The 26,998-nt window shown below is 34.3% G+C and carries 18 protein-coding genes; 5 read left to right on the forward strand and 13 right to left on the reverse strand.

Translation table 11 applies throughout. The features are described from left to right. The first annotated feature begins 115 nt into the window (after positions 1 to 115). Entirely contained in the window at positions 116 to 592 is a 477-nt protein-coding gene (locus tag AC3QL1_RS07000) for a TspO/MBR family protein (protein ID WP_492496303.1), read from the forward strand. 89 nt (positions 593 to 681) lie between these two features. On the opposite strand, the gene AC3QL1_RS07005 is transcribed toward AC3QL1_RS07000, so the two are convergent. From AC3QL1_RS07005 to AC3QL1_RS07055, 11 genes are all read right to left on the reverse strand, one after another. After that, a complete protein-coding gene (locus AC3QL1_RS07005) occupies positions 682 to 1,329 on the reverse strand; it encodes an HAD family hydrolase (protein WP_492496305.1) in 648 nt (215 codons plus the stop codon). Between the two features lie 4 nt (positions 1,330 to 1,333). Further along, positions 1,334 to 2,542 (reverse strand): BaiN/RdsA family NAD(P)/FAD-dependent oxidoreductase, encoded by a 1,209-nt coding sequence (locus AC3QL1_RS07010; RefSeq protein WP_492496307.1) that lies wholly within the window; start codon positions 2,540 to 2,542, stop codon positions 1,334 to 1,336. Positions 2,543 to 2,640: 98 nt separating this feature from the next. Then, positions 2,641 to 3,318 (reverse strand): glycerophosphodiester phosphodiesterase, encoded by a 678-nt coding sequence (locus AC3QL1_RS07015; RefSeq protein WP_492496309.1) that lies wholly within the window; start codon positions 3,316 to 3,318, stop codon positions 2,641 to 2,643. A 138-nt stretch (positions 3,319 to 3,456) separates the two neighbouring features. After that, a complete protein-coding gene (locus AC3QL1_RS07020; RefSeq protein WP_492496311.1) occupies positions 3,457 to 5,046 on the reverse strand; it encodes an alpha-amylase family glycosyl hydrolase in 1,590 nt (529 codons plus the stop codon). A gap of 126 nt (positions 5,047 to 5,172) precedes the next feature. Continuing rightward, a complete protein-coding gene (locus tag AC3QL1_RS07025) occupies positions 5,173 to 7,047 on the reverse strand; it encodes a glycoside hydrolase family 13 protein (RefSeq protein WP_492496313.1) in 1,875 nt (624 codons plus the stop codon). A 72-nt stretch (positions 7,048 to 7,119) separates the two neighbouring features. Beyond that, complete coding sequence (locus tag AC3QL1_RS07030; protein WP_492496315.1) at positions 7,120 to 7,944, reverse strand: hypothetical protein; 825 nt, start codon at positions 7,942 to 7,944, stop codon at positions 7,120 to 7,122. Positions 7,945 to 8,194: 250 nt separating this feature from the next. Continuing rightward, the gene (locus AC3QL1_RS07035; protein WP_492496317.1) at positions 8,195 to 10,309 is read right to left on the reverse strand and encodes a glycoside hydrolase family 97 protein; all 2,115 of its coding nucleotides are present in this window, start codon (positions 10,307 to 10,309) and stop codon (positions 8,195 to 8,197) included. A 229-nt stretch (positions 10,310 to 10,538) separates the two neighbouring features. Continuing rightward, the gene (locus AC3QL1_RS07040) at positions 10,539 to 12,842 is read right to left on the reverse strand and encodes a glycoside hydrolase family 65 protein (protein WP_492496318.1); all 2,304 of its coding nucleotides are present in this window, start codon (positions 12,840 to 12,842) and stop codon (positions 10,539 to 10,541) included. Positions 12,843 to 13,082: 240 nt separating this feature from the next. Beyond that, a complete protein-coding gene (gene pgmB / locus AC3QL1_RS07045; RefSeq protein WP_492496319.1) occupies positions 13,083 to 13,739 on the reverse strand; it encodes a beta-phosphoglucomutase in 657 nt (218 codons plus the stop codon). Further along, positions 13,732 to 15,252, reverse strand: a complete 1,521-nt coding sequence (locus AC3QL1_RS07050; protein ID WP_492496320.1) for an MFS transporter — start codon at positions 15,250 to 15,252, stop codon at positions 13,732 to 13,734. Before AC3QL1_RS07050 ends, pgmB begins: the two co-directional genes overlap by 8 nt. A 177-nt stretch (positions 15,253 to 15,429) precedes the next feature. Beyond that, positions 15,430 to 16,461, reverse strand: a complete 1,032-nt coding sequence (locus AC3QL1_RS07055; protein ID WP_026982748.1) for a LacI family DNA-binding transcriptional regulator — start codon at positions 16,459 to 16,461, stop codon at positions 15,430 to 15,432. A 235-nt stretch (positions 16,462 to 16,696) separates the two neighbouring features. Here AC3QL1_RS07055 and AC3QL1_RS07060 point away from each other — a divergent pair, with 235 nt between their 5' ends. The 4 genes from AC3QL1_RS07060 to AC3QL1_RS07075 all read left to right on the forward strand — a co-directional run bounded on the left by AC3QL1_RS07060 (position 16,697) and on the right by AC3QL1_RS07075 (position 25,123). Then, positions 16,697 to 19,672 (forward strand): SusC/RagA family TonB-linked outer membrane protein, encoded by a 2,976-nt coding sequence (locus AC3QL1_RS07060; RefSeq protein ID WP_492496322.1) that lies wholly within the window; start codon positions 16,697 to 16,699, stop codon positions 19,670 to 19,672. 37 nt (positions 19,673 to 19,709) lie between these two features. Continuing rightward, positions 19,710 to 21,338: a RagB/SusD family nutrient uptake outer membrane protein gene (locus AC3QL1_RS07065; RefSeq protein WP_492496323.1), complete on the forward strand. Its 1,629-nt coding sequence runs from the start codon at positions 19,710 to 19,712 to the stop codon at positions 21,336 to 21,338. An 18-nt stretch (positions 21,339 to 21,356) separates the two neighbouring features. Beyond that, complete coding sequence (locus tag AC3QL1_RS07070) at positions 21,357 to 22,172, forward strand: SusE domain-containing protein (protein WP_492496324.1); 816 nt, start codon at positions 21,357 to 21,359, stop codon at positions 22,170 to 22,172. Positions 22,173 to 22,249: 77 nt separating this feature from the next. Next, positions 22,250 to 25,123: an alpha-amylase family glycosyl hydrolase gene (locus AC3QL1_RS07075; protein ID WP_492496326.1), complete on the forward strand. Its 2,874-nt coding sequence runs from the start codon at positions 22,250 to 22,252 to the stop codon at positions 25,121 to 25,123. Between the two features lie 112 nt (positions 25,124 to 25,235). Here AC3QL1_RS07075 and AC3QL1_RS07080 read toward each other — a convergent pair whose 3' ends face one another. After that, entirely contained in the window at positions 25,236 to 25,463 is a 228-nt protein-coding gene (locus tag AC3QL1_RS07080; RefSeq protein ID WP_492496328.1) for a DUF6814 family protein, read from the reverse strand. Positions 25,464 to 25,474: 11 nt separating this feature from the next. Continuing rightward, positions 25,475 to 26,971 carry an MFS transporter gene (locus AC3QL1_RS07085; protein ID WP_492496329.1) on the reverse strand — a complete coding sequence of 499 codons (1,497 nt, stop codon included), beginning with the start codon at positions 26,969 to 26,971 and terminating at the stop codon, positions 25,475 to 25,477. Positions 26,972 to 26,998 lie beyond the last annotated feature (27 nt).

The raw sequence follows: 26,998 nt of genomic DNA on the forward strand, positions 1-26,998 counted from the left end.
TTTCACCATATAAGTTATATAAGAAATTATAAGTTTGACTTTAACTAAATGAACTTATCTCACTTATATGATTAAACCTTTCTTTTTAACTATTTTTGGATAAAAATTAAATAGAATGAATAAGACAGTTAAAATCGTAATAGCCTTAATAATTTGTTTAATGGTAGGATATTCTGCAAGTGTCGTGACAAGACCAAGTGTAGAAACGTGGTATCCAACTATTATAAAACCAAGTTTTAACCCGCCCAATTGGATATTTATGCCAATGTGGACATTCTTATATATTTTGATGGCAGTTGCCGCAGGATTAGTTTGGGATAAAATAAAAGAACAAAATGAAGAAGTAAAAAAGGCGTTGGGTTTCTTTTTGATTCAGTTGACTTTGAACGCAATTTGGTCTTATTTATTTTTTGGATTAAAAAACCCGATGCTAGCTTTAATTGAAATTGCACTTTTATTGCTGATGATTTACGAAACGTATCTAAAGTTCATCAAAATCAATAAAATTGCCGGTTATTTACTGATTCCATATATGGCTTGGGTTGCTTTTGCAGGGATTTTGAATGCCAGTATTTGGTGGCTGAACAGGTAAAATTTGTTTCAGGTAAAATTTGTTTCAGGTTTCAAGTTTAATCAATACTTACCTTTATTTATTGACTGAAAACTGTGACTGTATACTTTTTACAATATCTCCAGTAATTCAAAAGGATTATTTATTACCAATTTCGCTCCACTAGCTTTCAATTCCTCTTCAGTTCGATAACCCCAGGAAACTCCAACCGGAAACATATTAGCGTTAATGGCAGTTTGCATATCAATATCTGAATCTCCTACGAAAAGAATTTCTTCCGGTTTAAAATTCCAGTTTTTGCTTATTTCAATTGCTTCAAACGGATTTGGTTTTTTAAGGTCTTCGGAACTTAGACCAACGGCCGAATCAAAATAATCGGGAAATATTTCTGTTGTTATTTTTTTTGTAAGTTCATCAGCTTTATTAGAGAAAACAGCTAGTTTGATGTTTTTTGAAGACAAATTCTCTAGCAATTCGATAATTCCTTCGTAAGGTTTCGTTTTGAATGTGCAAATTTCTCGATATTCATTAACCATGCATTCAAAACACGTTTCAATTTGTTCTTCGGTATTGTTGGATGCCGGCAACGCTTTGCTGACCAAATTTCGCAAACCGCTTCCAATAAAGTATTGATAAGTATCGTAAGTGTGAGTTGGGTAATCTAAACCTGTAAGAACGATGTTCATGGCATCTGAAATATCTTCTAATGAGTTTACTAATGTTCCGTCTAAATCAAAAATAATTCCTTTAAATTTCATTCTATTAAATATTATTAGCCAAAATAAACCCACTTGTCCAGGCATTCTGAAAGTTGAAACCTCCTGTAATCGCGTCAATATTCACGATTTCTCCAGCAAAATAAAGATTTTGATGCAGTTTGCTTTCCATAGTTTTAAAGTTGATTTCTTTTAAATCAATTCCACCGGCAGTTACAAATTCTTCTTTAAAAGTACTTTTTCCGTTGACTTTAAATTCTGCTTTTGTGAGTTGAGAAACTAAGTTTTGCAATTGAATTTTAGATAAATCTGCCCATTTAGTTTCAGTTTCAATTCCTGAAGCTAAAACCAAACTTTCCCATAAACGATTCGGGAAATCAAAAGGAGATTTTTTAGAAACCGCTTTTTTAGCGTGTTCTTGTTTTAAGTCTTTTAAGATTTTCTCGGCATCTTCGGTATCAACATCATTAAGCCAATTGACGAAAATAGTAAACTGATAATTTTTATCGAATAAAATTCGTGCGCCCCAAGCCGAAAGTTTCAAAATTGCTGGACCACTCATTCCCCAATGTGTGATCAATAAAGGTCCGGTCGATTCGAGTTTCGTATCTTTTACGTTTACAGTAACTTGTGCCGCAACGCCGGGCAATTCTTTGATACGGGAATCTTTTATATTGAAAGTAAAAAGGGAAGGAACAGGGCTCACAATGGCATGTCCTTGCGTTTGCAGCATTTCCCAGATTTTAGGATTACTTCCTGTAGCCAAGACTAATTTTTCGGTAGCGTAATTTTCATCTTGGGTATCAATTTTCCAATAATTTTCAGCTTTGAAAATCGATTGAACACTTTGACCGGTTAGAACTTTTATTCCCAATTTTCCGGTTGATTCTAAAAAACAATCAATAATGGTTTGAGACGAATTCGAAACGGGAAACATTCTTCCATCGTCTTCAATTTTCAGTTCGACACCATGTTTTTCGAACCATTCAATAGTGTCGCCGGAACAAAACTGATGAAAAGGTCCGCGAAGTTCTTTCTCGCCACGGGGATAAAATTTAACCAGTTCATTTGGTTCAAAGCAAGCATGTGTTACGTTGCATCTACCGCCACCGGAAACTCGGACTTTAGAAAGTACTTCTTTTCCTCTTTCTAAAATGGCAATTTTTAGTTTCGGATTTTTCTCTGCAATATTAATCGCTGTAAAAAAACCGGCAGCGCCTCCGCCAACAATAATTATATCGAAATTTTTAATCATATTTTTTTGTTTGTCACAAGAGTTTTAGCCACGAATTCACGAATTATTTTTTGACAATCTTTGAGAATAAAAATTCGTGAATTCGTGGCTATTAAACTTTATATTTTGTCTGGAAAATCAGAAATAATTCCGTTAACGTTATAGCTTTTTATTTTTTTAATGTCCTCTTCTTCGTCTACTGTCCAAGGCAAAACTAGAAAACCTTTTTCCTGTATCTGTTTTACGTTTTCAGCATTCAATAACTGATAATCAGGATGAATAGCGTGTGCTTTTATCAATTCGGCGAAAGCCAAAGTTTTGTCCAGATCTTCTTCTGTTAAAACTCCAATTGGAATATTTGAATTTAGATTTGATGTTTCCTGTAGTAGATTCCAATCAAAACTTGAAACGATAAAATCTTCGTAATTCCAGTTTTTCTCAGCAATATATTCTTCAATTAAGTCAACAACCTTACTCGCAGTTCCTAAACCTTTTAGTTCAATATTGATCAGGCATTTTTTATCTACCAAATCAAAAACCTCTTTTAAAGTTGGAATTTCATATTGACCGTCAATAAAAAATGACTTTAATTCTGATAAAGAAAAATCATTTACAAAACCTTTTCTATTTGTTGTCCTGTCGATAGTTTCGTCGTGAATTACTATAATATGCCCGTCAGAACTAAGGTGTACATCAAGTTCTATTCCGTCAGCATTTAAGTCTAATGCTTTTTGGAAAGACTTCAGCGTATTCTCAGGTTCGTATCCTTTTGCACCGCGATGCGCTATTTTTAGCATGTCTTGAGAGTTTAATCGCAAAGGTCGCAAAGTTTTACGCAACGCCACAAGGATTTATGAAAAAGTTGCCACGAATTTCACGAATTTGCACTAATCAAATTCGTGACAATTTGTGAAATTCGTGGCAAAAACTTATGCTTAAATTCGTTCCAATAGAACAAGTCCAAATTCAGAATCGATGATTGCTTTTCCGTTTTGAACTTCTGTTTCTTTTCCTGAAAAAGCGTCTTTTAGCTTTGTTCCATCTGTAAAAATAGAATCGACCGGAAGTTCTTTTATTCCAATACCTAAATCTAAGCCAATGACTACTTCATCTTTATAAATTCCATTGGTATAACTTCTGGAGAAAATATAAGGTTCTGCCGAAATCAGTTTGTGAATTCCTGCCCCAATTGCCGGATGATTTTTTCGAAATTGCCCCAACTTTTGCCAATGCCAGAGTATACGTTGTGTTTCGGGATTGTTTTCGATATCATCCCAATTCATGAAAGATCGCAAAGTAGCATCGCCTTCAGTACCTTCAATTACTAAAGATCGACCAGATTCGTCACCATAATAAACCTGAGACATTCCGGGAGAAAGCAATAATTTTGTTCCAGATTCGTAAGTTCTGTTTCGATTGGCATCAAAAGGATCAGGATCGTCGTGGGAGGAGACATAGTTAAGAACGCTGAACCCTTTTAATTCATTTTGAAGTTTTTCCGAATATTTCGAAAATATAAATTCATAATCATTTTGGGCATCGAGTTTAAACTCAAAATTAATCATGGAATTAAAACCGTGCTGGAAATAATTTACTTTTCGGTCTCCAAAGTCATACTCTAATCCGCCATTTATTTCGTAACCATAAACTTCAGCAATCGTGTAAAACGGATTTTGATCGAGAACTTGCAGCGGATGATGTTTTTTCCAGGTTTCAAAAGCATATTCACATTCTTTTTTAAAATCTAGCCAAACAATTTCTTCTGTATGTTTTACGGTATCAGCTCTGTAACCGTCAATTCCGAATTCGAGAATATAATCGGTTAACCATTTTATGATGTAATATTTTGGTGTTCTTGGGTAATTTGTTCTTTTGAAAAATTCATCCAAGGAATTAATTTCTTTGTCATAACGTCCTTCGTTTTTCCATTTTTCGATTAAAAAAGAAGGCAATTCAACTTCCTGATTGCTTTCGGTTCTAACGTCCGGAAGATTATCTACCAAAGTGCACATTGTTGTATTTTCGAATGATTTGTAATCGCAGACGATTCCGGTTCTTACCCAATCTTCTGGCCACATTGGATCTTCAGGAGTTACGGGACCGGTATGATTGATAACGCCGTCAAGTAGAATTCGGATGCCTTTTTCGTGGGCTTTTTTGACCAGATTAGCTAAATCTTCTTTAGTTCCAAAATTTGGATCTAAAGCCGTCCAGTCTTTTGCCCAATAGCCGTGAAATCCATAACTGAGTCCGGTTCCTTCATCAACGCCGTCGTGAATTTGTTCTACAATCGGCGTAAGCCAAATGGCATTTATTCCTAATTGCTCAAAATATCCTTCATCCATTTTTTTAATGATTCCGATAATATCTCCGCCTTCAAAACCACGAAGTTTGCCCGGAGTTTTGGTTCGGTTGAAGTTTAAATCATTAGAAGGATTTCCATTATAAAAACGATCGGTAAGTAAAAAATAAATATTTGCTCCTTCCCAGACGAAAGGTGTTTTCGAAGTATTGTCGTTATTCATTTAAATTATTATGAATCTTAAAGATAAGGAAAGAAAAGCGTATTATAAAAAAATCCGCCACGAATTCACGAATTTTATAAAACAATAATTCGTGAATTCGTGGCGGAAAATCTTGTGTTTAAAAATTTATTCCAATTCTAAAACAACTGCCGATTTAGGTTCTAAAGAAATTTCAGCTGCTAAATCAAATGTTTTTCCGGTAAGGATATCTTTTCCTGATTTAAAGTTTTTGATGTTTTCTTTAAAGCGATTTGTCTTAACAGTTTGCGCTGTAGCATTGTTGTTAAAAACGACCATTACCGTTTTTGAATCAGTATATCTGAAATAAACATAGATATTGTTTTCCGGAATATAATGTGTCATTTTTCCGAAATGAACCGCTTCGTTCGATTTTCTCCAGTTGAATAATTTTGATGTAAAATCGAAGAATTTTGCCTGTTCAGCTGTTCTTCCTGCTGCAGTCAAAGCATTGTTTTTATCTCCTGCCCATCCGCCTGGAAAATCCTGACGAATGTCTGCGTCTCCACCTTTTCCTTTGTCACCACCCATTCCAATTTCTGAACCGTAATACAATTGCGGAATTCCGCGAACGGTTGCGATTAAAGTCATAACCATTTTGTATTTCGTAAAATCATATTTGTACTTATCGTTGATGCGATCGGTATCGTGATTTTCAGCAAAAACCAAAATGCTGTTTGGATTTGGATATAAAAAATCCATTGCAAAATTGTTGTAGAATTTAATCATTCCGTTGTCCCAGGTTGCATTATCGTCGTTAAAAGCAGAACTAATCTGATCTTGCAAAGTAAAGTCCATTACACTTGGCAAATTTGAATTGTAGTTTTCAATAGCTCCAATTTTACTGTCTTTTTGCCAATACGCTAAGTTCGCCTGATTGTGCATCCAGATTTCTCCAACGATATTAAAGTTTGGGTATTCATTTGTAATCGATTTTGCCCAATTTGACATTGCAGCAGCATCAGAATAGTTGTAAGTATCCACTCTAAATCCGTCAAGATTAGCAAATTCGATCCACCAGATGGCATTTTGAGTTAAGTATTTTGTTACTAAAGGATTTCTTAAATTTAAATCCGGCATAGAAGGTACAAACCAGCCGTCAACACAAACTTCCTGATCTAATTTTGAAGCATGAATATCTGTAATAACTTCGCGTCTGTGGTGCGTTTGTGTGAAAGTCTCGAATTGATTGAACCATGTTTTAGTTGGAATATCTTTCATCATCCAGTGCGTAATTCCCCAGTGATTTGTAATATAATCCATCACCAGTTTCATGTTCTTTTTGTGCATTTCTGCAGATAAACGAGCGTAATCATCATTTGTTCCATAACGCGGATCGATTTTGTAAACATCAGATTGTCCGTAAGTATGATACGAATGTTTTGTATCGTTGTCTTCGCATAAAGGCGTGCTCCAAATTGTTGTTGCGCCAAGAGACGAAATGTAATCTAAGTTTTTGATAATTCCTTCGATATCTCCGCCGTGACGTCCGCTTGGATCTTGGCGGTTTCCTTTTTCTGTTAAAACAGGATCGCTATCGTTTTTAGGATTTCCGTTAGCAAAACGATCCGGCATGATTAAATAAATCATGTCTGATGCGTCATAACTTTTTCTGTCTGCCGAATTTGCCCTTCTTTCTTTAAGCGAATATTTCTGCGTAAAAGCGACTTTGTTTTTGTTTTTGAAGGAGAAAACCAATTCAGAAGCTTTTAAGTTCTGTGTATCAATGGTTACGAAAAGGTAATTCGGGTTCTCTGTTTTTTCTACATTTTTAATCACCACATTGTTAGAAACCGAAGCTTCATATTGTGCAATATTTTTTCCGTAGAACATAATCTGCAGCTCCGGATTTTTCATTCCTGCGTACCAAAATGGCGGTTCTACTTTCTGGATTTGCGCTTTCGCGGAAGCGGAAAATAACAATACCAGTAAGATTTGTTTATAAAAAGAATGGTTTAAGAAATTCGTTTTAAGGTTTTTCATAGTTTGTTTTTTTTTATTTAATTCCAGAGAAATGACTATTTTTTGAAAAACCTTCTTGTGAAAAATAATCTTTTAGTCACATGGAATTCCAAATAAATCTAAGCCATCTCCCCAGTAAACTTTTATAGGTTTATCTTTTTTTACAATATATATTGCTCTTCCAGGGAAATCACATTTTGTTTTTTCAGGAAATTTTCCCCATAGAAAATCATCATTGTATGTAAAATAATAATCTCCAAGATTTGCAAATACTGTGGTTTTTATTTCGTCTTTATAATCATAATTTTTGCTTTCCTTTTCATTGTATTCCTGTATTTTTCTCTCAATATCAGAATAGTTTTTCTGATAGGTTATTTTAAGCAATTGTTTTGAACAAAAAATCGGATTGCCATTTTTAGTTATATCAAAATTCTGAATTGGAAAAGCAATAATATTTGTGCGACATTCATCTAGTCCACAAACTACATTATTTATATTTATTTTCGAAAATCCTTTCGTGCCATAAACATAATAGCTGTCATCGATTATTTTTTTAATCTCAATTTCTAATGCTTTGTTTTTTATGAGTTTGTAACTTCCTAAAGTGTCGTAATATTCAAAATTTCTAACTTTTGTTGTGTCTGTTTCAAAAACATTATATAAGGAATCATTTGCATTTATCTGATTGAATGTTTTATCAAAGCTATTACCATTATTGGAATTTGAGTCATCTAGATTCACAACAATTGCTGTCGTAGCTTTTGATAAATTGTAAACAGAAAACAATTTTATATCTATATCACGATTTTCTAAAGAATCTGTTTTTGTATTTGTACTATTTGTTTTAGTAACCTGCTCGTTTCGCTTATGACATGAAATCAGTAAAATTGTGAAAAGAATAACTGCAATATTTCTCATTTTTTTAATCTGTTTTATAATAGAATTTCGGTAGTCGAAATTTTAACAAATTTAATTAAAAAGACAATTAGCCAGGTTTTTTCTTTCTTCCTTAAATCATTAAAATTGTTTTAACTGAAATGCATTTATACTGATTCATTAAAAGCAAAATAGAATTTAAACTATATAAGAAATGTAAGAACATTTCAGACAAAAACTGGGGAGATTTCTATTTAAATGGACTTACATTTCTTATATGGTTAATTAAAAATTATTTGGTTTCAATAACACTTATTGCATATCCTCCGCCCGGAGCAGAAAGTTGCGATAATTTTGACTTGTTTGTTACAGCAATTTTCTTGATGGTGTAAGCTTGCGGATTTGTTTTGTAATGCGCATCTTTTGCATCAGCATAAATTGTTGCTGTGTATTTTTTTCCTTTTTCAAGGAAACTGAAATCGATATTTGATGTACGTGGAGTTTCTCCGTTTACGTTTCCAACAAACCAATTATTTGTTCCTTTTGCTTTACGTGCAACTGTGATAAAATCTCCAGGTTCAGCCTCGATATATTTACTTTCTGACCAGTCTACAGCTACATCTTTGATGAACTGGAATGCATCCGGGAAACGGTTGTAGTTCTCCGGAGTATCTGCCGCCATTTGCAACGGACTGTACATTGTTACATATAAAGCCAATTGATTACAGATTGTACTATTTACATGCGAAGTATTTTCCGGATTCATTTTGCTGATATCCATTTCGAAGATTCCGGGCGTATAATCCATTGGTCCGCCAATTAAACGTGTAAATGGTAAAACCGTAACGTGATTTGGTTTAGAACCTCCAAAAGCCTGATATTCTGTTCCTCTTGCCGCCTCGTTTCCAATTAAGTTCGGATACGTTCTTGCAATTCCGGTTGGGCGAACTGCTTCGTGAGCGTTCACCATAATTTTGTATTCAGCTGCTTTTTCAATCGCATATTGATAGTGGTTTACAATCCATTGATCGTAATGGTTTTCACCGCGAGGCAAAATATCCCCAACATATCCGCTTTTTACAGCATCATATCCATTGTCTTTCATGAATTGGTATGCTTTATCAATATGGCGCTCGTAGTTACGAACAGAACCAGAAGTTTCATGGTGCATGATGATTTTGACACCTTTAGATTTTGCGTAAGCGTGCAAACCTTTTACATCAAAATCAGGATAAGGCGTTACGAAATCAAAAACATAATCTTTTGAATGTCCAAACCAGTCTTCCCAACCTTCGTTCCAGCCTTCAACTAAAACAGCGTCAAAACCATTTGCAGCAGCAAAATCAATGTATTTTTTTACGTTTGCATTGTTTGCTCCGTGAGTTCCGCTTGGTTTTGCTTTTGAGAAATCAGAAACACCCAATTGTACTGTTGGAAAATCGTTTGTGTATGACCAGGAACTTTTTCCTGTAATCATTTCCCACCAAACACCAATGTATTTTACGGGTTTAATCCACGATGTATCATCAATTTTTGATGGATCGTTTAGGTTTAATGTCATTTTTGAAGCTAAGATTTCTCTTGCGTCGTCGCTTACCATAATCGTTCTCCACGGCGAATGACTTGGCGCTTGAATATAACCTTTATCACCTTTTGCATCCGGCGTTAACCAAGAGGTAAAAGTCATGTTTTTATCATCAAGATTCAAGTGCATGCAAGAATAGTTGATCAAAGCTGCTTCGTGTAAATTGATGTATAAGCCATCATTTGTTTTTAACATCAAAGAAGTCTGAACTCCTGTTGGTGAAAAGTTTTTTTGCGAAACGTTTGCTGTATATGCTTTTTCTGATAATCCACGGATTTCAGATAATTTTGATTTTGTATAATCATATTCCTGAGTGTCGTAATCTCCCGGAATCCAGAAAGCAGTATGATTTCCAGTCATGGCAAACTGAGATCTTTCTTCTTTGATTACGAAATAAGTAAGATTTTTTTGTGCCGGAAATTCATATCTAAATCCAAGTCCGTCATCAAACAAACGGAAACGAATTACGATTTGTCTGTCAGTTCCTTTTTGATTTAAAGTAACAGCCAGTTCATTATAATGATTTCTGATATTGTCTACTTCTCCCCAAACCGGTTTCCAGGTTTGATCAAAAGTCGAAGTTTTTGTATCAACAACCGTAAAATCATTCAACAACGATTTTTTATCATCTTTAAGTTCAAGACCTAATTTACTGGTTTTTACAACTTCTTTATTTTTATATTTTAAATTGTAAGTTGGAGTTCCGTCGTTTTGAAGAGAAAATTCCATTACGAACTTTCCTTCGGGTGATTTTAATTGCTGCGCTTTTGCAACTGTGCTAAACGCAAACAAAATTAAACTTGCGAAAAATAAGTTTTTCATGTTTTTTTAGATTTTAAATTTATAGTAACGTTTTGGTGGGTATAATTGTTTTTAACACATAGAAACATAGATTTTATTTGTAAAAAAAGAGAGAATAAAGAGAAACCTGTTTCTTTCACATAGCCAACTATGTTTATTTTAAATAAGTGAAACGCCTATTTGAGTACTCTAAATCTATGTTTCTATGTGTTTAATATTTTTTTTCAATTATACCTAATGGTTTATTGTATTAATTAATTTGTACAAATTTACTTGCAATTATAGGATTTCCGTTAACTACAATTGTTAAATCTTGATTGCCATCTACAGTAAATGTTGTTTCGTTATGATTTACAGCTACTTTCAAAATCTGATTTCTGAAATTAATTTTAAAAGAGTACCCTTTCCATTCTTTTGGAATTTTTGGAGAAAAATGCAATTGATCATTTTTAACTCTCATTCCGCCAAAACCTTCTACAATACTCATCCATGTTCCGGCCATTGAGGTGATGTGACAGCCTTCTTCTACTTCTTTATTATAATCATCCAAATCCAGACGAGAAGTTCTCAAATAGAAAGTATACGCCATATCCATTTTGTCTAAAACAGCAGCCTGAATCGAGTGTACACAAGGCGAAAGCGAACTTTCGTGAACCGTAAATGACTCATAAAATTCAAAATTGCGTTTTAATTCTTCTTTAGAAAAATGATCTTCGAAGAAATAAAAACACTGTAAAACGTCGGCTTGTTTGATGTAAGGCGAACGTAAAACGCGATCCCAAGACCATTTTTGGTTGATTGGACGTTGTGATTTATCTAAATCTTTTACAGGAACTAAATCTTTGTCTAAGAAACCGTCTTGTTGCAAATAGATTCCTAACTCTTCTGAAGTTGGAAAATACATATCATCAGCCACTTTTTTCCATTCCTGAATTTCATTCGCCGAAAGGCTTACTTTTTCAAGAATTCGTTTGTGATCTGCAGGATATTCTACAGCCACTTTTTTAATTTGTTCTGATGCATAATCGATACACCATTTTGCTATATAATTGGTATAGAAATTATTGTTGATGTTATTCTCGTATTCGTTTGGACCTGTAACGCCCAAAATCACATATTGATTTTTCTCTTTAGAAAAAGAAGCTCTTTGGTGCCAGAAACGCGCAATTCCGATTAAAACTTCTAAACCTTTTTCAGGAATATAAGAGTAATCTCCCGTAAAACGGTGATAATTGTAAATCGCAAAAGCAATCGCACCATTTCTGTGGATTTCTTCGTGCGTTATTTCCCATTCGTTATGGCATTCTTCACCATTCATGGTTACCATTGGGTACAATGCAGCGCCATTTTTGAAACCTAAATTATCTTTTGCATTTTCAATCGCTTTATCTAATTGATTGAAACGATACGTCAATAAATTTCTTGCAACTTGTTGATCTTTAGTTGCCATGTAAAATGGAATACAATAAGCTTCCGTATCCCAATAAGTAGATCCACCGTATTTTTCTCCGGTAAAACCTTTTGGTCCGATGTTTAAACGAGAATCTTTTCCTAAATACGTTTGATTTAATTGAAAGATGTTGAAACGAATTCCTTGTTGTGCTTTTACATCGCCTTCAATGGTAATATCTGACATTTCCCAGATTTTACTCCACGCTTCAATTTGATTTTCAAGTAAAGCGTCATATCCTAAATTTGAGGCAGATTTTATACATTTTTCGGCTGCAGCCAAAGTATTTTCGTGGTTTAGGGAAACCGTATATCCACCAATTTTCTGAATGGATGAGGTTTGTCCTTTTGCAATAATAGTTCCGTACGTAAACTGAACTTTATCTGTTGTTGAATCTATTGTTGACGGTGAAATATTCACGTTTTCTCCATTTGCAAAAATCGTATTGTGCATGAAAGTCGTAACTTTAAAATGCGTTTTAAAGGTTTGCGCAGTTACAAAAGCATCACTATTTGATTTTTTTACTTCAAGAGGTTCCCAGAATTTTTCTTCCCAGTTGGCATCTTCATTGGTTACACCAGCGTCGATGTAAGGTTTGTAAACAATTTTTGCATCTTTGTTTAAAGGCGTAATTTCATATTTGATGATTCCCACTTCATCCAAATCAAGAGAAAGAAAACGGCGCACGTTTACGGAAATTTCAGTTCCGTTTTTCAAAGTTGCTTCAAAAGAACGATTGTACCATCCTTCTTTCATATTTAATTCTCTGCGGAAATTTCTAACCTCTGTACACGTGTTTAAATCCAGATTTTCTTCGTTGATTTCAACGTCAATTCCAATCCAGTTTGGTGCGTTTAATACTTTAGCAAAATATTTAGGATAACCGTTTTTCCACCAGCCCACTTTTGTTTTATCCGGATAATAAATTCCGGCAATATAACTTCCCTGAAAAGTTTCGCCTGAATAGGTTTCTTCAAAATTGGCTCTTTGTCCCATTGCACCGTTTCCGATACTAAAAAGACTTTCAGACGATTTTACTCTTTCTACATCAAATCCTTCTTCTATGATCGACCAGTTGTCTGGTTTTATATAATCTTGATTCATTTTCTTTAATTAGATAATTGGGCAATTCTGATAATTAGATAAATGTGCCAATTTGATAATTAGATAATTATTGTTTGGGTTATTTCTAATTTTAGTTTATTCTTTAATTGCTCGTTGTTTTACTATTTTACTGTTTAGTTTAGATGATTTCTATTTTTAAAGTATAGTTGATGTTTTCTATTTGATAATTAAATAATTCAGGTTTATGCGAATTATCTAATTATCAACTTGGTACATTCTCTAATTGATAAGTTTCTCAATAAACGCGGTGTTTATTTCTGTGAAATCTTTAAAAATATAATCAGCTTCATGTAAAATTGTTTCCTCACCAATTCCCACACTTACCATTTCTCCTATGTTTGCTGCCTGAATTCCGGCAACAGAATCTTCAAATACGATTGAATCTTTTGGATCAATATTTAATAATTGAGCCGCTTTTAAGAAAACTTCCGGATCCGGTTTGGCATTGGTAACGTCGTTTCCGTCAACAATAACATCGAAATACGAAAGAATTCCGGTTTTTTCAAGGATTGGTCGGGCATTTTTACTCGCAGATCCCAACGCAATTCCCTGATTTTTTTCTTTTAATAGCTGTAGAATTTTAAAAACTCCCGGAAGAATCTCGCTTTCGTCCATGTCAACTAAATAAGATAAGTAATCTTCATTTTTTTGAATCAGCCATTTGTCTTTGTCTTCCTGCGAAGCCTGAACATTTCCTAATTCAAGAATTATATCTAACGAACGTACACGACTTACACCTTTAAGTAATTCGTTATTTTCGTATGTAAAATTTATGTTTAATGATTGGGCAATTTTCTGCCAGGCCAAAAAGTGGTATTTAGCGGTATCAACGATTACTCCGTCAAGATCGAAGATGAATGCTTTTTTATTATTCATGAATTTCAATTTTAGTTCTGCTATTTACTCTAAGTGTCAGTAATCCAGCGAATATCATAGATACACCTCCGATAATTAAAGCGTAAATAGGTTCATTATGAAAGAATTGTTTGATTACAAATCCTAAGATTGTGGCTGCAACGATTTGTGGTATTACTACAAAAAAGTTAAAAACGCCCATATAATATCCCATTTTTGCCGCCGGTAAAGCACCGGATAACATGGCATAAGGCATTGATAAAATACTTGCCCAAGCGATACCAACTCCCAACATGGGAAGAATCAGCATTTGTTTATCACCAATAAAATAAATTGAAATTAAACCAACACCACCAGCACATAGGGCTAATAAGTGTGTTGCTCTAACGCCTACTTTTTTTGCAATAATTGGTAATAAGAAAGCTACGGCAGCGGCAATTCCGTTATAAACCGTAAACAAAACCGAAACCCAGTCGGCGGCATCATTGTAAACTTTTGATGTCGTGTCTGTTGTGCCAAAAATGTGTTGTGTAACAGCTTGTGTCGTATAAATCCACATGGAGAAAAGCGCAAACCAGGAGAAAAACTGAACCCAGGCTAGTTTTTTCATTGTGGTTGGCATATTCAATAGATCTGTCATAATGATGGTAAAACCATTATGAACTTTGGAACTTCTTAATTGTGAAGCGATCATAAATAAAACGCCCATAAAAACTAAACCAACGAATAGAATGTAAAGTTCTTTGGCAAGACTATTTTCGAAAATTAAAAAAGAAACTAATGCGCCAATTACGGTCAATACTATACCTATAGACAATTGTCTTTTAATGTTGCTTTTCGATTCTGTTTCCGGATTTAGGATAAGATCTTCTTTGTCTTTTTTGCTTTGTGCTTCAAAAGCGTGTAATTCTTCCGGTGTATATTCTGTTGTTTTAAAAACAGTCCATAAAACAGAAAGCAGAAAAACGATTCCACCAATATAAAAAGACCATTTTACAGAATCAGGAATAATTCCTTCTGGTGCAGTATTGCTTACGCCAAATACATTTGTAAAAAGATAAGGCAAAATTGAACCTACAACAGCACCTGTTCCGATGAAAAAACTTTGCATCGCAAAACCTAAAGTGCGTTGTTTTTCGGGTAAATTATCACCAACAAACGCGCGAAAAGGTTCCATTGAAACGTTTATTGAAGCATCCATTATCCATAAAGTTCCGGCAGCAATCCATAAAGTTGGAGAGTTGGGCATGATGAATAAAGCGATTGATGACAAAATGGCTCCAATTAAAAAATAGGGGCGGCGTCTGCCTAAACGAGTCCAGGTTCTATCACTAAAATAGCCAATTACGGGTTGGATTATTAATCCTGAAACGGGAGCTGCAATCCATAAAATCGGAATTTTATCTATTTGAGCGCCTAATGTTTCAAAAATTCTTGAAGTATTTGCGTTTTGCAGTGCAAAACCAAACTGTATTCCCAAGAAACCGAAACTCATGTTCCAAATTTCCCAGAAACTTAATTTACGCTTTTCCATTATCGTAATTTGAAAAAATTATACGATAAGCGCTTTGCTTATCAAAACTTACTGTTTTTTTCGAAGTAAAAGTAAAAGCCTTGACGGGCGTAAAAGTATTAATTATTTTTAGATATATGCTAACAAAAAAGCCATAAATATTAATTATGGCTTTAGAATGTGTTGATTTTAAGAAAATTAGTCAGTAGATTCTCTTTTTATAAGATGTGTTTCTATAACTTCTGTGGTATAGTTTTCATTTTCTTCTTCGTCGTCATCGTGTTCTGCTTCTAATCTTTCGATCAGCATTTTAGCCGCTTTATTTCCCATTTTTTCACCGCTTTGACTTACTGTTGTAATACTTGGGGTTGAATATTTTGAGATGATTCCGTCGGTAAAAGCGATTACAGCAAGATCTTCCGGAACTTTAAGTCCCATTTTGCTGGCTGTTTTGATAATGGTTACGGCAAAAAGCTCATTTACGGCAAAAACAGCATCAAATGCCCTGTCATGTAAAAGCTGGCTAATCGTGATTTCGCACGTATCTACGTCTTCAATTTTTATGATTAAATCTTCGTTAAATGGCAATCCGTTGTCTAATAGTGCTTTTTCGTAACCATCTGTTCGCAGTTTTCCAACACTTACATAATCAACTGTTGTTACAAGTGCAATCTTTTTTCGGCCATTATCAATCAAACTCTGAACAGCTTCATAAGCGGCAGCTTTATCATCAATAATTACCTTATCGCAAAGGATATCATTGGTAACGCGATCAAACATAACTACCGGCATTCCCTGATTGATAACTTCTGTGATGTGGTGAAAATCACCTTTGTATTGTGTTTCTTTGGATAATGACATGATAAAACCATCGATACTTCCGTTTGCTAACATTTCCATATTCAGTACTTCTTTGTCAAAAGAATCATCAGATAAACAAATGACAACACTATACCCATTTTCGTTTGCAACCTGCTCAATTCCGTTGATTACCGTTGAGAAAAAATAATGTACAATTTCCGGAATGATAATACCAATACTTTTGGTTTTTCGGTTTTTTAAACTAAGGGCAATATTGTTGGGTTTATAGTTATAAAACTTTGCAAAAGCCTGCACTTTTAAGCGTGTTTCTTCTCCTATTTCAAGACTGTTTCTGAGTGATTTTGAGACAGTTGAGATAGAGACATCAAGTTCTTTTGCAATCTGTTTTAAGGTTATTTTTCGTTTCATGTTAATTATTGAAAAAAATCTAATTATTAATAAAGGTATCTTTTATTTTCCGATTTGATATTTTTTGACTGAAAAGATTACAAAATATAGAAAGTTTTCAACACTACCACGTTTTCGTAACTCAATAAAAATTGGTTCTGGTTGTTCATGTTAATAAATTCCTAATTTTGAAATTCGAAGTAAAATTAAAAACTTAACTAACAATCACAAACTCAAACTAATTTAAACAAAAAGTATGAAAACAATTTACAAAAAGTTGTTATTTTTATTCCTGTTGTTGCCGTTTACTGTACTAGCTCAAAGTACATTAACCGGAACTGTTGTTGATAAGGCAACTGGACAGCCAATACCGGGAGTAAACGTAAATGTACAAGGTGTTCCAAGTGGTGCATCAACAGGATTTGACGGTAATTACCAGCTTTCAAATGTTAAAAATGGTAACAAAATTGTGGTATCTTTTATTGGATACAAAACGCAAACGATTGATTTTACCGGACAAAAAACACTAAACGTTTCGTTAGAAGAAGATACAAATCAACTTAAGGAAGTTGTAGTACAAGTAGGTTACGGTACTGTTAAGAAAAAAGATGCTACGGGATCTGTTTCTCAAATCTCTTCAAAAGAATTTAATAAAGGTATTAACGTAACTCCTGAATCTTTAATTAGCGGTCGTATTTCGGGTGTTAATGTAACTGGTGGCGGAGCTCCGGGAGCAAAAGCTGATATCAGAATTCGTGGAGGATCTTCTTTAAATGCTTCAAACGAGCCATTAATTGTATTAGACGGACTTCCTTTAAGTAATGCAGTTCCAAGTGGTGCTACAAGTATTTTATCTACAATTGATCCTAATGATATTGAGTCTTTTACGGTTCTTAAAGATGCTTCTGCTGCTGCAATCTACGGATCAAGAGCTGCAAATGGTGTAATTGTTATTACAACTAAAAAAGGAAGTAATGGCGGAGTAAAAGTAAACTTCAGTTCTCAGGTTGGTATTAATACTGTCGCTAATACAGTTGATGTAATGAGTGCAGATCAATTCCGTGAATTGGTAAACACAAAAGGTACTCCGGCTCAACAGGCTTTATTAGGAAATGCCAATACAAACTGGCAAGATGAAATTTTTCATACTGCTTTGACAACAAACAATAATATCTCTGTAAGTGGTTCTTTATTTAAAAAACTTCCTGTGAGATTATCTGTAGGAAATGTTGATAATCCTGGAATCCTAAGAAACACTTCTTTTGAAAGAACTACGACATCGTTATCGTTAAATCCGGTTTTATTTGATAATCACTTAAAAATTGATATTAGCGGAAATTTATCTTTCGGTAAAAACCAATTTCAGGATGAAGGTGCAGTAATTGGAAGTGCTATCGGATTTGATCCTACACAACCAGTTTATGAGGCAGGTTCTCGTTACGGAGGATATTTTGAATGGTTAGAGCCAACTGGAAACTTACCATTATTGCCGGCAAGAAATCCTGTTGCGAGATTAAACCAAGATAACAGAAGAGCAACTTCTACAAGAAAATGGGGTAATGTTAGATTAGATTATAAACTTCATTTCTTTGAAGATTTAAGAGCTGTTGTAGAAGCAGGTATTGACAGATTTGACAGCAGTGGATTTACAGAAGTAAGTACTCAAAGTGCTTTAGGATATCAGCCAAAACCTTTTTCTGATCCAGGTTATGTGAATTTAGGTAACTATAACAGTTATACTGATGCACTTCAAAATAAAAACTTAAATGCTTATTTTAATTATACTAAAGATTTAGGAAAACTTAAAATTGATGCAACTGCTGGTTATAACTACCAATTGTTTCAAAAAGAAAAATATTCATCTGGTGAGGTTAGACAGCCAAATCCTAATGAAGATGTTGCTACAGATCCGGATGTTAACTTACAATCTTTCTTCGGACGTTTGAATTTAGGTTTTGACAGCAGATATTTATTGACTTTAAACTACAGAAGAGACGGAACTTCCCGTTTTTCTGAAGATAACAGATGGGGTAATTTTGGAGGAGCTGCTTTTGCATGGAATTTATCTGAAGAAGCTTTCTTAAAAGATAATGCAACTTTTTCAACTTTAAAATTAAGAGTTGGTTACGGTACTACTGGTCAACAGGATATCTCGGCTCAGTATGATTATTTACAAAGAGTAACATTAGGAACAATTAATTCGCAATATATTTTTGGTAATACAATTTATTCTACGGCAAGACCAGAAGGATATAACGAAAATATCAAATGGGAAGAATTGGCTGAAACGAACGTTGGTATCGATTACGGATTCTTCAACGATAGAATTACCGGAACTATTAACTATTTTGATAAAAAATCGACAGATTTATTAGCTGATATTGCAGTTCCTGACGGAGCAAATCTTAGAAACCAAGGTTTCTTTAATATTGGTAGTGTAAGAACAAAAGGGGTTGAGTTTAGTATTGCTTCTGACATTGTTAAAAATGATAATTTAACTTGGAACGTTGCTTTTAATACCACTTACATCGATCAAAATATTTCTGAATTAGGAATCACGGTTCCAGGTTTCCAAGGTTATTTAGCCGGAGATAATATCGCTGGTGGAAGTGGAAATAAAATCCTGATTAACTCAGTAGGTTATGCGCCAAATTCATTTTTTGTATACGAGCAGTTATATGATTCAAACAAAAGACCAATCGCGGGAGCTTATGTAGATAGAAATGGAGATGGAAAAATTGATACAGGTGACCGATACAGAGCAGCAAAAGCGGCTCCGGATTATACTTTTGGTTTGTTTTCTACATTAAACTACAAAAAGTTTGATTTTACAATGAACTGGAGAGCTAGTGTTGGAAATCATATTTTTGATAACGTAAGTTCTAATTTAGGATATTCTGATGCCGGATTAAGAAGACAGACAGATTTATCTAATGTAAGTTCAGATTATTACAATACAGGTTTTACTTTTGAAGATAACGGAACACAACGTTACTTATCTGATTACTTTATAAAAGATGCGTCTTTCATTAAGTTAGATAACGTTACACTTGGATATACTTTTGATAAATCTATAATTAAAGCTGCTTCTTTAAGATTTACAGCTGGAGTTCAGAATGTATTTGTTCTTACAAAATACAATGGTTTAGACCCGGAGAAATTCAACGGAATTGACAATAATGTGTATCCAAGAGCAAGAACATTCTTGTTTGGAGTGAATGCGAATTTCTAATAGTAGAATGAAAATCAAAAATTTAAAAACAAACAAAATGAAAATATCATTTAAATATATATCTTATTTTTTCCTATTCGTTTTAGGATTAAGTATGACGCTTACTTCGTGTACGGACGATTTAAACGTGACTCCAAAGGATGATGATGAGTTTTTATCAGAAGCCTTTTTTAAAGATCCTGCATCGTATAAGGAAGTATTGGCCAAATTATACGCAGGTTTATATGTTGGAGGAAATGATGGTGACGGAGATGCTACAAAACCTGGACAAAACCCTGATATTGCAGGACTTGGTGGTGACTTCAGCAGTTACTTAAGATTGCTTTTTGTAACACAGGAATTTACTACAGATGAAGCTATTATTGCTTGGGCTGATGGTACTTTGCCAACTTTGAATTCTCAAACTTGGTCTCCGGATAATGAATTTTTAGCCGGAACATTCTCTAGAGCATTCTATCACATTAGTGTTGCAAATGAATTTTTAAGACAAACTACGGATGAGAAATTAACTGCAAGAGGTGTAGACGCTAATTTGAAATCAGATATTGCTGAGTTCAGAGCTGAGGCTCGTTTCTTAAGAGCTTTCTCATATTATAACTTAATGGATTTGTTCGGAAATGTACCAATTACAACAGAAAATGATCCTGTTGGATTCTTTTACCCGGTACAAAAATCAAGAGCAGAAGTTTTTGCTTTTGTTGAATCTGAATTGAAAGACTTAGACAATAGTTTAGTGGCTTCAAAAGCAAATGAATATGGAAGAGTTGATAAAACTGCGGCTAAATTTTTATTGGCACAAATTTATTTAAACTCTAAAGTATATACAGGAGTTGACAGAAATAATGAAGCTGCTACATTATGTAATGAAATTATTACTAGTTCAGGATATACTTTTGCAAACGTTCCTTACCGTTATTTGTTTTCTGCAGATAATGATAGAAACGGTGCTCAGTCTGAAGTTATTTTCCCAATTATTGGAGACGGTAACGCGATTAGAGCTACAGGTGGAGGAATGAGTTTTATTATGCACGCTTCTATTGGAGGTAGCATGGATGCTGCGTCTAGAGGAATGGACGGTGGATGGCAAGGAATCAGAACTCGTAGAGAGTTTGTAAATCTTTTTCCGGACGAAACTGCAACTGCAGATAAAAGAGGAACATTTTATACAGCCGGTCAAGCAAAAGACATCACTAATGTTTCAACTTTTACTGATGGTTATGCTGTAACAAAATACATCAATAAAAATGCAGATGGTTCTGCAGCACAAAGAAATGATATCCCGGATATCGATTTCCCAATGTTTAGATTAACAGATGCTTATTTAATGTATGCTGAGGCAACTCTAAGAGGTGCTACTACAGGAAATATTAATACAGCTTTAGGTTATATCAACCAAATTAGAGCCAGAGCAAATGCAGCAACAATTACGCTTCCTGAATTAACACTTGATTTTATTTTAGATGAAAGAGGAAGAGAGTTATTCTGGGAATGTCACAGAAGAACGGATTTAATTCGTTTTGGAAAATTTACTGGTGGATCTAAAATCTGGCAATGGAAAGGCGGTTCTATAAATGGTAATTCTACAGACACTGACAGAGATTTAATGCCAATTCCTGCAAGAAACATTCAGGCAAATCCAACATTAAAGCAAAATCCAGGATACTAACATCTTATAAACATTAAAATGAAAAATATATATAAAATTTTAATCGCATTTATTGGGGTATTGGCTGTTTCATGTAATGCTGATGATGTAGACAATAGACCCGTTATTGATGCAGGAACAGCTCCTGTATTATTAACACCACAAACTGGCTTTAGTATTGTACTTACAAAAGAAACAGAGAAAGAAATTGCTACTACTGTAACTTGGAATAAGGCAACATATACAGGAGACCCGACTATAGTTAATTATACTATTCAGGTTGCAAAAGGCGGAACTAATTTTGCCAATCCAATAACCGTAACTAATACTACGGCAACTTCAAAAGAATTGACTCAGCAAGAATTAAATTCTGCATTAGTTAATGGTGGTTTTGTTGAAAAAGAGGTAAACGATGTGGATATTCGTATTAAGTCTGTTGTAGGCGCTAGCGGGCTTCCTCAATATTCTAATGTCTTTACAATAAAAGCAACTCCTTATCATATTCCGTTGGCTAGTTCTCATTGGTTAGTAGGTGCTGCTACTCCAGGCGGATGGACTTGGGATGGTGATGCTGAAACAGAATTTCCTTTAGTTATAGGTCAAACCAATATCTATCAGGTAACTATTGTTCTTAAAAGTGGAGAATCTTTTAGGGAGTTTTTAGGAAACAATTTTACAAGTAATGATAACTGGGGTTCAAGTCATAACTACACTTACTATTCTGGTATGGGTTATGCTATTGATTCTGAATTAGTAAATTCAGGTGATAGTGATAACAATTTTAAATATACCGGACCAACAGGATCAAGAGTTTTGAAAATTGACAACGTTGCAAAAACTATAACATTAGATTAATTTTTAATGGACATATTGAAAAGGGCTATCTATAAGGTAGCCCTTTTTTGATCTTACTAACTAAACCAAACCACATTATGAAAAAAACTATACTATCAATATTTCTTTTATTGACCGCAATTACATTTGCACAACAGCAAACAGCGAGTTATTCTGTAAGTCCTTCAACTTTTGAAGAAACTACTTCTATTACCATTACAATTAACGGAAGCAGTATTAACGAAACAACCTGGGGAATAACAGATCATTCCCTTTACTTATGGGCCTGGGCCTTTGATTTAAATGATACCACACAAAAAGGAACTCCGGACAACGGATCCTGGGACGCCTCAAGTGAAGCCAGTAAATTTACTTACAATGCAGTTTCCGATACTTATACAAAAACTATTACCCCGACAACGTATTATAATACGACAGGAATTGGAAAAATAGGATTTTTAGTTAAAGCAAAAAATGGAAACGGCGATAAAAAATCACAAGATATTTTGGTTGAAGTAGGTTCTTTTCAGGCAACTTTAACTGCTCCGGCAGAAAATAGTGCGAGCATTATTGCTTCAGGTTCAAACTTTACTATTTCGGCAACAAACACAAATGGTGCAGCAAGTTATACCTTAAAAGCAAACGGAACGACAATCAATAGTAATGCAAGTACATCAAGTTATTCTTATTCCCATCTTAATATTACAACCAATCAAAGCTATGAATTGAGTATAGTTCAGGGAGTAACAACCATTGTAAAAAAGTTTTCTGTAATTGTAAATCCTAATACAACTTCAGTAGCAATGCCGGCAGGTTTGGTGGACGGAATTAATTATAATTCGGCAGATGCGACAAAAGCAACATTGGTTCTGGATGCACCTTTAAAAGATTTTGTTTACGTTGCCGGAAGTTTTAACAACTGGAATCCGACTTCGGCGTATGCCATGAAAAAAGATCCTGCTTCAGGCAAATTTTGGTTAGAAATTACAGGATTAGTTTCCGGAGTAAATAATACCTATCAATATTGGGTGGTTGATGCTACGCCGCTTGCCAATTCTCCTGCATTGGTAAAAACCGCAGATCCTTATTCAACTTTGGTTTTATCACCTTATGATGATCCAACGATTCCTTCGGCTTCTTATCCAAATATGCCCGTTTATCCGACAGGACAAAATTTTGAGGTAACCGTTTTAAAAACTGGACAAACACCGTATAATTGGCAAGTAACCAATTTCGTAAAACCTGAAAAAGAAAAACTGGTAGTGTATGAAGTTTTGGTTCGCGATTTTGATGCCGCCAGAAATTATCAAAGTATAATTGACAGAATCGATTATTTTAAAAATCTTAAAATAAATGCAATCGAATTAATGCCGGTAATGGAATTTGAAGGCAATGAAAGCTGGGGCTACAATACGTCATTTCATATGGCGCTGGATAAGTTTTACGGAACTTCGGATAAACTAAAAGAACTTATCGATTTATGTCATCAAAACGGAATTGCGGTTATTCTTGACGTTGCTTTAAATCACGCTTTCGGAAGAAATCCAATGGTTAGAATGTGGATGAACGATCCTGATGGAGATGGTTTTGGTTCGCCAACAGCTGAAAATCCTTATTTTAATACCGTAGCAAAACACAGTTATAGTGTTGGCGAAGATTTTAATCATCAATCGCTTAAAACACAGTATTATGTAAACCGCGTAGTGAAACAGTGGATCGAAGAATATAAAATTGATGGTTTCCGTTGGGATTTAACCAAAGGATTTACGCAAAATTGTACGGCTGCAGATGAATCCTGTACAAACCTTTATCAACAAGACAGAGTGGATGTTTTGAAAAAATATGCCGATTATTCCTGGAGTCTTGATCCTACACATTATACGATTTTTGAACATTTAGGAAGTGATTTAGAAGAGAAAGAATGGGCAAATTATAAAATTGCCGAAACGCCAAGCAAAGGAGTTATGATGTGGGGAAAAATGACAGGACCTTACAATCAATTGTCTATGGGATACGCATCAGAAAGTGATATTTCAAGAATGATAAGTGCTAATCATGGTTTTAAAGTAAACCGATTAATGGGTTATGCAGAAAGTCATGATGAAGAACGTTTGATGTTTAAAAATATACAATACGGAAATTCGAGTGGTGCATATAATGTAAAAGATTTAAATACAGCTTTATCAAGGATGTCTGCAATTGGAGCAGTTTCATTATTGATTCCGGGACCAAAAATGATTTGGCATTTTGGAGAATTAGGATGGGAAAATTCAATATTTACCTGCAATGATAATTCTGTAAATTCAGATTTTGATGCAATTTCCGGAGATTGTAAATTAGATAAAAAACCACAGCCTCAATGGGTAAATAACTGGTTAGGGAATTCGAACAGAAATAAAATTTACAACGATTGGGCAAAAATGATTACGCTTAAAACCACAGAACCGGTATTTTTGGGAACTCCTGTAATGGCAAGCGTTAATTCATTGGCAGTAAATATAAAAATCACAAATAGCAATTTATCTTCCACACAATTGAAAGACGTTTTAATCATAGCCAATTTTGATGTTACGGCTCAAAACGCTGCAACAGGTTTTCCATATACAGGAACCTGGTATAATTTGATGGATAATACAACTATAAATGTTACGGATGTAAATGCAGCAATAAATTTACCAGCCGGAGAATATAGAATTTATGGTAACAAACAGGCAAATTTAGCTATAAAAGATTTCGAAAAAGGGAATACGGTTAGTTTATATCCAAATCCGGTTTCTCACTATTTTACCTTAAATATTGCCGCAGCAAAAGTTCAGGTTTATGCAATCTCAGGTCAATTGGTAAAGAGTTTTATTTCTAATGGAAATACCGACTTTCAATTTGGTGTCGGCGAATTAAAACCAGGACTTTATGTAGTAAAAGCGTTTGATCAGAATGATAAAATCGAGGTAATGAAGTTCATTAAAAAATAAACATTGAAAATATATCTGACAGATTAAAATTTGGTTATGTTAGTAATGTGAAAGGGCTGTTCTATTGGAAAATAGACAGCCCTTTTCTGGTTTAGTTGTTTATTATTTTTATTTATTTTTTTTTATCGTTGTATTCTCCAATTACGGCAAAATACCCAAAAGTCCCCAAGCCTAAAACAATAAGCGGGGTAAGAATAAAAAGAATGATAATACCAAATACTAAATCGTCTTGCTGATCTGAAAGCAGTTTGGGCAAACCAAATTCAAAAACACAAAAATAAGCCGCAGCCACAGCTAAAATAACCCATAAAACACCTAAAATCTGTTTAATTGCATTCATATTCATTATTATTAAAGGTGATTCGTTTTGTTTTTATTATCAATATAGATCATTCCGATTACAAAGCATATTGAAGCTATAATGATAGGATACCAAAGTCCTTCAAGATAAAAATCAGCTTTTCCACTCGTTTTTGCATGCGTTACAAAATAGGTCGAAATTGCCGGAAGCAAACCTCCAAAAATTCCATTTCCCACATGATAAGGCAGTGACATTGAAGTGTATCTTATTTTTGTTGGAAACATTTCGACTAAAAAAGCAGCAATTGGACCATACACCATTGTAACAAATAAAACCTGAATGAAAACCAAAAAGACCACAGTCCATTCGTCATTTGAATTGATACTAATTGAAGTAGTTACCAAAGCTTCTTTCTTATTTACTACGTACGTTCTTTTTTCTAATAAGGTTGTTCCGTCTGTGTATTTTTTTTCAGTAGTTACAATCGAATGCTTGTTTTTACTGGTATCAATGGCTTGTTTTCGGTCTTCAATAATTTCAGTTTTGTACTTAACATCAGTAGTTTCATACATCATTTTATAAATGGGTCTGTAGAATAAAATAGCAAGCAGCATTCCTGTCATCATGATATATTTTCGTCCTACTTTATCGCTAAGCCATCCGAAAACAATAAAAAACGGTGTTCCTAATAATAAGGCAATTCCAAGTAATTGATCTACTTGAGAGGAATCGACATTCATTACCGTTTTCATAAAACTCATCGCATAAAACTGTCCGGTATACCAAACAACTCCTTGTCCCATTGTAGCGCCAAATAAAGCCAGTAAAACAAACTTTAAATTATAACGGTTTCCAAAGCTTTCTTTTAATGGATTTGTGCTCGTTGTTCCTTCCTTTTTTGCTTTTGCAAATACAGGCGATTCATCCATATTTTTACGAATTAAATAGGAAACGCCAACCATAACAATCGAAACCCAAAACGGAACACGCCATCCCCACGAATCAAAATCTTCGGCCGAAAGGACATTTTTAGTGGCCAGAATTACCATTAAAGAAATAAATAAACCAACAGTTGCCGTGGTTTGAATCCACGAAGTCCAATATCCTTTTTGTCCTACTGGAGCATGTTCTGCCACATAAGTCGCCGCTCCTCCATATTCTCCGCCAAGAGCGAGACCTTGTAATAAACGCAGAATTAAAACCAATAAAGGAGCGAAAAAACCGATAGTTTCATAACTGGGAATACAGCCTATTAGAAAAGTAGAGCCACCCATTAATAATAAGGTAGCCATAAAAGTATATTTTCGTCCAATGATATCGCCAAGTCTTCCAAAAAATAAAGCACCAAACGGACGAACTACAAATCCTGCCGCAAAAGTGGCCAAAGTCGATAAAAAAGCCGCAGTTGGATTATCACTCGGAAAGAATTTTGTTGAAATTACCACGGCTAAACTTCCAAAAATATAGAAATCATACCATTCAATCATGGTGCCCATCGATGAGGCCGAAATTACTTTCCAAATGCCTTTTGTAGAAGTTTTACTCATAAAATGCTATGTGTTTTTAATAATAAA

Source organism: Flavobacterium sp. GW823-FHT04A11, from assembly GCF_058796535.1.